Raw genomic sequence first — 9,481 nt, 5'->3', positions numbered from 1 at the left:
CAGCCTCCCGGTGGCTACGACCCCGGCTACGGCCAGCCCGGTTACGGCCAGCCGCCGCAGGACCCGTACGGCCAGCCTCCCGGTGGCTACGACCCCGGCTACGCGGCTCCGCCGAGCCCTCCCGGCGGCTACCCGGCGCAGGCTCCGCCCCCGCAGTCGGACCCGTACGGCCAGCCGGCGCAGGACCCGTACGGCCAGCCCGGCTTCGGCGCGCCCGGCGCTCCCGGTGCACCGGCGGGCGCCCCGCCGCGGCCGCTGACGGCGTCGCTGCAGCTCGACGACGGCTCCAACCGGAACTACTCCCTGAAGCAGGGCAGCAACGTCGTGGGCCGCGGCCAGGACGCCGACTTCCGTCTCCCGGACACGGGTGTGTCGCGTCGCCACCTGGAGATCACGTGGGACGGCCAGAGCGCCACGCTCGCCGACATCGGCTCGACGAACGGCTCGACGGTCAACGGAACGCCGGTACAGACCTGGCAGCTGGCCGACGGTGACGTGATCCGCGTGGGTCACTCGTCGCTGGTGTTCCGGACCCAGGGCTGAGCGAATCCGGGTTTCGGCCGGGCCGGGGGCTGCGGAACCCGGATTTTTCGGCAATCCCGCATGGGCGCCGCGTGCTGGTCACGCATAATGGCGGCCATGTGGGGGCCTGCGGCGTGTTCGCCGTGGGGCGAGCGCGAAAAGGCGGGAGCTGACACAACAGGTGCCGGAGCTGGTCGTACAACTCACCAGAGCAGGATTTCTGCTCTTGCTGTGGCTGTTCGTGTTCGCCGCGCTGCGCGTGGTGCGTTCGGATCTCTACGCGGCGTCCGGTCTGCGGGTGAATCTCCCCAGTCTGCGCCGCGGCAAGGACAAGAAGCGTCCGCGCGCAGGCGGGCGCGGCGGCGGGAAGATGCCGCGGCAGCTCGTCGTCACGCAGGGTGCCCTGTCCGGCACGCGCATCGCACTCGACGGCAAGCCGATCCTGATCGGCCGTGCCGACGACTCCACGCTGGTGCTCGACGACGACTACGCGTCGACGCGCCACGCTCGTATCTCCCTGCGCGGAGACGAGTGGTATGTGGAAGACCTGGGCTCGACGAACGGCACCTACCTCGACCGGGCTAAGGTCACTGCACCCCTCCGAGTCCCGCTCGGCGTCCCCATCCGGATCGGCAAGACGGTGATCGAGCTTCGCCCATGACTCTCGTCCTTCGCTACGCGGCACGCAGTGACCGCGGCCTGGTGCGATCCAACAACCAGGACTCGGTATATGCCGGCCCCCGCCTGTTGGCGCTGGCCGACGGTATGGGCGGCCACGCCGCCGGTGAGGTGGCCAGCAAGGTCGTCATCGCGTCGTTGGCTCCGCTCGACGACGACGAACCCGGTGACGACCTGGTCAGCCAGCTCCGTGACGCCACCATCCAGGGCAATCAGGCCATCGCCGAGCTGGTGTCGAACGACCCCGAGCTCGACGGCATGGGTACGACGCTCACGGCGGCGTTGTTCTCGGGATCGAAGCTCGGCATGGTCCACGTCGGCGATTCGCGGGCGTACCTGCTGCGCGGCGGGCAGTTCTCGCAGATCACGCGCGACGACAGCTTCGTCAACGAGCTGATCGAGCAGGGGCGGATCACCGAGGAGGAGGCGGCGACGCATCCGCAGCGTTCGCTCCTGCTCAAGGCGCTGACGGGCAGCGAGGTCGAACCGAGCCTGACGGTGCGTGAGGCTCGTGCGGGCGACCGGTACCTGTTCTGTTCGGACGGACTGTCCGGCATGGTCAGCAGCGAGACGCTCGCCGAGGCCATGCAGATCCCGGACCCTCAGGAGTGCGCGGACCGGATGATCGAGCTGGCGCTCAAGGGCGGCGGTACGGACAACGTCACGGTCATCATCGCCGACGTCGTGGACGTCGACTACGGCGAGAACGCCCCGATCGTGGGCGGCGCCGCGGGTGACGGCACCGACGAGGGGCCGCAGGGCGACTCCCCCGCCGCGCGGGCGCGTGCGCTCACGGCTCCGCAGCAGACCTCCCAGGCGCAGCAGGCCGAAACGGGCCCGCCGCCGGAGGATCCGAAGGCGAAGCGGCGCAAACGCATCCGGCTGCTCGTCGGCATCGGGCTCGCGATCGTGCTGCTCGCGGCCGCTGCGATCACGACGCGGTACTTCGTCATGAGCCAGTACTACGTGGGTGTCGGCTCCAACGACGAGGTCGTCATCTACCAGGGCGTTCCCGGCAGCGTGCTCGGTCTGGACCTGCACGAGGAGGCCGAGGGGTCGTGTCCCCCGTCGTCGACACTGTGCGAGCCGCTGCGGCTGCAGGATCTGCAGCAGGAAGCGCAGTCGGCGGTGTCGAATTCGGTCAAGCGCGACGATCTCGCGTCCGCTCGCGAGTACATCGACACGCTGCGCCGCAACAACATGCTGGAGATCTGCGACGACCAGCAGGAGCAGCCGCAGGGCGGCGGCATCATCGGCGGCATCGGTGACGGCGAGCAGCAGCAGAACGACGGCGGCGACAACGGTGGCACCGGCGACTCGGGCGGTTCCGGTCAGGACCGGCAGAACCAGGACGACTCGGCTTCGGGCGAAGCCACCACGCAGGCGGAACAGGACCAGCAGCCGGGGGTGGACTGCCGTCCGGCGCCCGGCTCGGGCGGTAACTGATGGCCGCGGCCGCAGACAACCAGAGCGCGGTCGGGCAGCAGTACACCACGAACCCACCTCGTGAGCTGCCGAAACGCCGCGGCACGGAGCTGATGCTGCTGGCGTTCGCGGCGGTCATCGTGACGACGGCGTTCGTGTTGGTGCAGATCAACCAGGAACAGTCGCTGTCGTGGTCGATCCTCTGGTACGGCGCCGCCTACCTGGCGATCTTCAGTGCGGCGCACGTGGCGGTGCGGCACTGGGCGCCGTACGCGGATCCGCTGATCCTGCCGTGCGTGGCGCTGCTCAACGGGCTCGGGCTGGTGACGATCTACCGGCTCGACCTCGCGGAGGCCGAACGTGCGCGTTCCCTGGGCGAGGAGTTCTCGGGCAGCGCGCCGCGGCAGGTGCTGTACACGGTGGTGGCGCTGGCGCTGTTCCTGGCGGTGCTGCGCATCATCAAGGACCACCGCACGCTCACCAGCTACGCCTACACGGCAGGTCTGGCCGGCCTCGTCCTCCTGGCGCTGCCCGCGATGCTCCCGGCGTCGTTGTCGGAGGTCAACGGCGCGAAGGTGTGGCTGAAGCTGCCGGGCTTCTCGATCCAGCCGGGGGAGTTCGCCAAGATCCTGTTGATGATCTTCTTCGCGTCGTTCCTCGTCGCGAAGCGGGATCTGTTCATGACGGCGGGCAAACGGATCCTCGGCGTCGAACTGCCGCGTGCACGGGACCTGGGGCCGATCATCATCGCCGCCGTGGTGTGCCTGGGCATCCTCGTGTTCGAACGTGACCTCGGCACGGCGCTGCTGTTCTTCGGCATCACGCTGATGATGTTGTACGTCGCCACCGAGCGTGCGATCTGGGTCGTCGTCGGGCTGAGCATGTTCATGGTCGGCGCGTTCATCGCCTACCAGCTGTTCACCCACGTGCAGCAGCGTGTCACCAACTGGATCGACCCGCTGGCGACCTATGACGACCCGGGCGGCGGCTATCAGATCGCGCAGGGCCTGTTCGGGCTCGGCACCGGCGGCGTGTTCGGCACCGGACTCGGTGCGGGCAGGCCGGAGATGGTGCCCGAGGCCCACACCGACTTCATCAGTGCCGCGCTCGGCGAGGAGATCGGGTTCGTCGGACTGGCGGCGGTGCTGCTGGTGTACCTGTTGCTGGCGATGCGCGGGATGCGCAGCGCGCTCGCGGTGCGCGACACGTTCGGCAAACTGTTGGGCGGCGGCCTGTCGTTCGCGATCGTCATGCAGGTGTTCGTCATCATCGGCGGGGTCACGAAGCTCATCCCGATGACGGGTGTGACCACGCCGTTCCTGTCCGCGGGCGGGTCGTCGCTGCTCGCGAACTACATCCTGGTCGCGCTGTTGCTGCGGGTCTCGGACACGGCACGCAGACCGCAACAGCAGAAGCCGAGCGGTGAGGCGCCGCCGAAGCAGCTGGCGCCGATCGCCGAGGCGCACACGGTGATGGTCCAGCGCCCGCCGCAGACGCCTGCCGAGGGTGGCCCCGCGCTGTCGGCTCCTGCGGGTCACCAGGCGCCCGGGCAGCACAACCCCGGGCAGCACAACGTGGGCCAGTACGCAGCGGGCGCACAGCCGGGGCCGCAGACACCGGGCGGACAGCAGTCTCCGGGGCATTCCGCGCCGCAGGGAACGGGACGTCCGCCGGGACAGGCACAGCAGCCGGTCACGCCGCCGCAGGGGCAGTCGCCGGTCCCGCAGGGTCCGCAGCAGGCGTCCGAGGGGTCGGGGGCGGCGCCGGAGCAGCCCCAGGGACGGCAGGCTCCGCCGCAGGCCGCGCAACCCGTCTCGGACCGGCCGCCGCAGTCGGGCGGGTCACAGGGCGGCCCACAACAGGCGGAGCCGTCGGCCGGGGCCGAGGAGCCCGCCTGGCCGACCGAGGACAGCACCGACGAACCGAACCGGCCGAAGGGGGATGACGCGACGTGAACACTCCCCTGCGCAAGGTCGGCATGGTCATGCTGGCGATGCTGACCCTGTTGCTGGCCAACACCACGTACGTCCAGGTGATCCGGGGCGACGACTACGCATCCGACTCACGCAACTCGCGGGTGCTGTACGAGGAGTACTCCCGCGAACGGGGCAAGATCGTCTCCGACGAGGCCGGCCAGGTGCTGGCGGGCGTCGAACCGTCGAACGACAACTTCAACTTCCGGCGCACCTACCGCAACGGGCCGATGTACGCGCCCGTGACCGGCTACTACTCGATCATGTACGGCGCGGGCGGCATGGAGAACGCCGAGGACGACTTCCTCAACGGCTCCGATCCGCGACTGTTCGTGCGCAGGTTGTCGGACATGGTCACGGGCCGCGACCCTCGCGGCGGCAACGTGCGGCTGACGATCAAGCCCGCGGTGCAGAAGGCCGCGTACCAGGCGATGACGCAGAACGGCTACACCGGATCGGTCGTGGCGATGGACCCGAAGACCGGTCACATCCTCGGCATGGTGTCGACGCCGTCGTACGACCCGAACCGGCTGGCCTCCCACGACGGCGACGAGCAGCAGCAGGCGTGGCGGCAGTACAGCGAGGCCGACAGCAATCCGATGCTCAACCGGGCCGTGCGGGAGACGTATCCGCCCGGGTCGACGTTCAAGATCGTCACGACTGCCGCGGCGCTCGAGGACGGGATGGCTCCGGACGCGAGCGTCACCTCCGACTCCGAGGTCACGCTGCCGCACACGACCACGCAGCTGGAGAACTACGGCGGCGCCACGTGTCCCGGCAGCACGCTCAAGGACGCGCTGAAGTACTCGTGCAACACGGCGTTCGCGGAGATCGCGGGCGACCTCGGGGCCGAGAAGCTCCGCGCGACGGCGGCGAACTTCGGCATCGGTGAGGACGACCTGCGGATCCCGCTCGGTGTCGTGCCCTCGGGCCTCGGCGAGCTGGAGAGTCCGGCCGCGCTGTATCAGAGCGGCATCGGCCAGCGGGACGTGCGGCTGACGCCGTTGCAGGACGCGCTGCTCGCGGCGACGGTCGCCAACGACGGCATGGCGATGAAGCCGAACCTCGTCAAGGCGCGGCTGGCCCCGGACCTGTCGACCATCGAGGACATCGCTCCCGAGGAGCTGACCGGCGAACCGGCGATGTCGAGCGAGTCGGCCGAGGCACTGACGCAGATGATGATCCAGTCCGAGGAGAACACCGGCGGCGGTGGCAAGGACCCGGAGCTGAAGATCGCCTCGAAGACGGGTACCGCCGAGCACGGCGCCGACCCGAAGAACACGCCGCCGCACGCCTGGTACACGGCGTTCGCGCCGCACGACGACCCGAAGATCGCCGTCGCGGTGATCGTCGAATCGGGCGGTAACCGCGGACTGGCCGCCACCGGCGGCACGGTCGCCGCGGAGATCGCCAGGGCCACCATTTCCGCAGGGCTCGGGGGTGGCTAGATGCTGTCGACCGGGCAACTGATCGCGGAGCGCTACCGCCTCACCAGCCAGATCGCCGTCGGCGGGATGGGCGAGGTGTGGGAGGCCAGTGACACACGCCTGGACCGGCCTGTGGCGGTGAAGATCCTCAAGGCCGAGTTGTCCGGCAACGCCGAGTTCCTGCACCGGTTCCGCGCCGAGGCGAAGACGACCGCGTCGCTGAACCACCAGAACATCGCCGCGGTGCACGACTACGGCGAGACCGAGGCCGGCGAGTCGGCCATCGCGTTCCTGGTCATGGAGATGGTCGAGGGCGAGCCGCTCGCGGAGATCCTGCAGCGCGAGGGCCGGATCTCGGCCGAGCGCACACTCGACGTCCTCGAGCAGGCGGGACACGCGTTGCAGGCGGCGCACGAGCGTGGGCTGGTGCACCGCGACGTGAAGCCGGGCAACATCATGGTCACGACGGCGGGCGCGGTGAAGCTCACGGACTTCGGCATCGCGAAGGCCGCCGATTCGGCGCCCGTGACGCGCAACGGCATGGTGATGGGCACCGCCCACTACATCGCCCCGGAACAGGCGCTCGGCCAGGACGCCGAGCCGGGCAGCGACGTCTACTCGCTCGCGGTGTGCGGGTACGAGTGCCTCGCGGGTCGCAGGCCGTTCCTGTCGGAGAACGCGGTGACGGTGGCGATGATGCACATCCGCGACGCGCCGCCTCCGTTGCCGCCGGACGTACCACCCGCCGCACGCGCTGTGATCGAAGCCACACTCGTGAAGGATCCCCGGCAGCGCTACGCCACCGGTGGCGAGTTCGCGGCCGCGGTCGCCGCGGTGAAGGCGGGTCGGCCGCTGCCGATGCCGTCCGGGATGGCCGGCTACGGCGCGGCGACGGGGCAGCCCCCGCATGCCGGACAGCCGGGAAATCAGCCGCAGCCGAATACGGTGGGCCAGGGTTCGCACCCGTCGATGCAGCCGGTGTCACCGGTCTCCCCGGCGCAGAGTGGCGTCATGGGGTCCCACGGGGCCGCGTCCCACGGCATGACGCCGCCGGGCGTGGGCGCGCCGGGGGCTCACCAGCGACAGCGGCCCGCCGGGATGTGGATACTTCTCACGTTGGCCGCCGTGTTGGTCGTGGCAGTCGTCGCGACGCTGCTAATCGTGCTGCTCGGGCAGGATTCCGATCCGCCACCGGGGCAGGTCGGCAACCAGCCGCCACCGACCGGGGGTAACTGGTCGCAGGCGTCGGGCGACAACGGTGACGACGGGGTCATCGGCGCGGCCGGCGTGACCATCGCCGGTGAAACGAGAACCGGTTCCGACGGCACCGTCGGAGCCCTGGACGAGAACGCAGAAGGCATGACGGGCACACCGTGGACGAAGTGGGACGGCACCGAGCAATGAGCGCACCGAGAATGCTCTCCAACCGCTACGAGCTTGGCGACACGCTCGGCTACGGCGGTATGTCCGAGGTCCACCACGCCCACGACGTCCGGCTCGGCCGCGAGGTGGCCGTCAAGATCCTGCGCGCCGACCTCGCCCGTGACCCGCAGTTCCAGGAGCGGTTCCGTCGCGAGGCGCAGAACGCCGCCGCGCTGAACCACCCGGCCATCGTCGCCGTGTACGACACGGGTGAGGCCGACACCGAGTACGGCCCGCTGCCCTACATCGTCATGGAGTACGTCGAGGGCAGGACGCTGCGGGACATCGTCAAGACCGAGGGCCCGATGCCGGAGCAGCGGGCCATGGAGGTCATGGCGGACGTGTCGGCGGCGCTCGACTTCTCGCACCGCCACGGCATCGTGCACCGCGACGTCAAGCCCGCGAACGTGATGATCACGCGGGGCGGCGCCGTCAAGGTGATGGACTTCGGTATCGCCCGCGCCGTCCACGACGGCCAGGCCGCGATGACGCAGACGGCCGCCGTCATCGGCACGGCGCAGTACCTGTCGCCGGAGCAGGCGCGCGGCGAGCGGGTCGACGCCCGCAGCGACGTCTACGCGGCGGGTTGCGTGCTGTACGAGCTGGTCACGGGCGATCCGCCGTTCACGGGCGACTCGCCGGTGGCGGTGGCGTACCAGCACGTGCGGGAGGACCCGAAACCGCCGTCGGCGATGAACCCGGAGGTCTCGCCCGAGCTGGACGCCGTGGTGCTGAAGGCGCTCGCGAAGGGTGCCGACAACCGCTACCAGTCGGCCGCCGAGATGCGCTCCGACCTGGTGCGCACGCTCACCGGGCAGCGCCCGTCGGCGCCGATGGTGATGTCCGACGAGGAACGCACCCAGGTGATGGGCGCGCCTGCGGGCGAACCGGACGAGAACTACGACGACGCCGACTACGCCCAGCCGTACGACGACGAGGACGAGCGCAGACGCCGCCGCAAGAAGGGCTGGCTCATCGCGCTGCTGGTGCTGCTCGGCGTGGGTCTCGTGGCGTTCGCCGCGTGGCTGGCGGGCGTGTTCGACAGCAATTCGACGACCGAACGGGCCGTGCCCGACGTCGTGGGGCAGCAGACCCAGGTGGCGACCGAGCGGCTCAACAACGCCGGCTTCACCAACGTGCAGCAGGAAGAGGTCATCTGCCGCGCCCAGGCCGCCCCGAACGATCCGAACGCGTGCACGCCGGATCAGCGGGGCACGGTGCTGGCCGTGTCGCCGTCCGCCGGTACGCGGATGGACGTGACGAAGCAGCTGACGCTGCAGGTGGGTGTCAAGCCGTCGCAGGTGCGGGTGCCCGACCTGCAGGGCCTGGACCAGGGCGAGGCCGAGCAGGCGTTGAAGGACGCCGGGTTGTCGCTCGACCAGGACGTCAGCTACGAGGAGGTCGACGACTCGTCGGCCGTGGACACGGTCATCGGCCAGAACCCGGCGGCCCACCACGAGGTCGAATCGGGCACGAGCGTCAAGATCACGCTGGGCAAGGCTCCGGAGAAGATCTCGGTCGAGAACATGCAGGGCAAGAAGTTCGCCGAGGCGAAGGCGCGGCTCGAGCAGCTCGGCTTCGCGGTCTCCCGCACGGACACCGACAGCGAGCAGCCCCAGGGCACGGTGATCAATCAGACGCCGAACGCGGGCGAGTTCGAACGCGGCCACACGATCCAGCTGACGGTGTCCAACGGCGCCAACCAGCAGATGGACATGCCGGACCTGACCGGCATGACGTACCAGCAGGCCGTGCAGGCACTCAAGGACGCGGGTTGGAAGGGCGGCCAGCCGAGCCGGGTCGCCGATCCCGGTGCCGACGACGAGGAGGTCGGCAAGGTCACCAACAGCAGCCCGGCGCCCGGTGAGGCGATCACGAAGGGGCAGCCGGTGACGCTGTACATCGGCGCCGAGGAAGGCGAGTCCTCACCGCCGTCCAGTGGCGAGAACGGTGGCGGTGACGACGGCGGCGGGATCTTCGACCCGCCCGGCAACGGGCCCTGAACCACCCGCGACGAGCTGTGACGGCCGCGCC

At 70.1% G+C, this 9,481-nt stretch carries 7 protein-coding genes; all 7 read left to right on the top strand.

Features of this window, described 5'->3' with window-relative positions:
* A partial coding sequence (locus LY13_RS18410; RefSeq protein ID WP_253829807.1) for an FHA domain-containing protein occupies positions 1 to 543 on the top strand: 543 nt, incomplete at its 5' end.
* A 160-nt stretch (positions 544 to 703) separates the two neighbouring features.
* On the top strand, positions 704 to 1,183 hold the full coding sequence (locus LY13_RS18405; RefSeq protein WP_253829806.1) for an FHA domain-containing protein FhaB/FipA: 480 nt from the start codon (positions 704 to 706) through the stop codon (positions 1,181 to 1,183).
* The gene (locus LY13_RS18400) at positions 1,180 to 2,646 is read left to right on the top strand and encodes a PP2C family protein-serine/threonine phosphatase (RefSeq protein WP_253829804.1); all 1,467 of its coding nucleotides are present in this window, start codon (positions 1,180 to 1,182) and stop codon (positions 2,644 to 2,646) included. The genes LY13_RS18405 and LY13_RS18400 overlap by 4 nt, the downstream gene beginning before the upstream one ends.
* On the top strand, positions 2,646 to 4,580 hold the full coding sequence (locus tag LY13_RS18395; protein ID WP_253829802.1) for an FtsW/RodA/SpoVE family cell cycle protein: 1,935 nt from the start codon (positions 2,646 to 2,648) through the stop codon (positions 4,578 to 4,580). The genes LY13_RS18400 and LY13_RS18395 overlap by 1 nt, the downstream gene beginning before the upstream one ends.
* Positions 4,577 to 6,046 (top strand): peptidoglycan D,D-transpeptidase FtsI family protein, encoded by a 1,470-nt coding sequence (locus tag LY13_RS18390; protein ID WP_253829800.1) that lies wholly within the window; start codon positions 4,577 to 4,579, stop codon positions 6,044 to 6,046. The genes LY13_RS18395 and LY13_RS18390 overlap by 4 nt, the downstream gene beginning before the upstream one ends.
* Complete coding sequence (locus tag LY13_RS18385) at positions 6,047 to 7,429, top strand: serine/threonine-protein kinase (RefSeq protein ID WP_253829799.1); 1,383 nt, start codon at positions 6,047 to 6,049, stop codon at positions 7,427 to 7,429. It abuts the gene before it with no gap.
* The gene (gene pknB, locus LY13_RS18380) at positions 7,426 to 9,450 is read left to right on the top strand and encodes a Stk1 family PASTA domain-containing Ser/Thr kinase (protein ID WP_253829797.1); all 2,025 of its coding nucleotides are present in this window, start codon (positions 7,426 to 7,428) and stop codon (positions 9,448 to 9,450) included. The genes LY13_RS18385 and pknB overlap by 4 nt, the downstream gene beginning before the upstream one ends.
* The last annotated feature ends 31 nt before the right edge of the window (positions 9,451 to 9,481 follow it).

This window comes from Prauserella aidingensis (assembly GCF_024171865.1).
GTDB classification, from domain to species: Bacteria; Actinomycetota; Actinomycetes; order Mycobacteriales; family Pseudonocardiaceae; genus Prauserella; species Prauserella aidingensis.
Note: the sequence above shows the minus strand (reverse complement) of the source record. Positions and strands in the feature narration are given on the sequence as shown.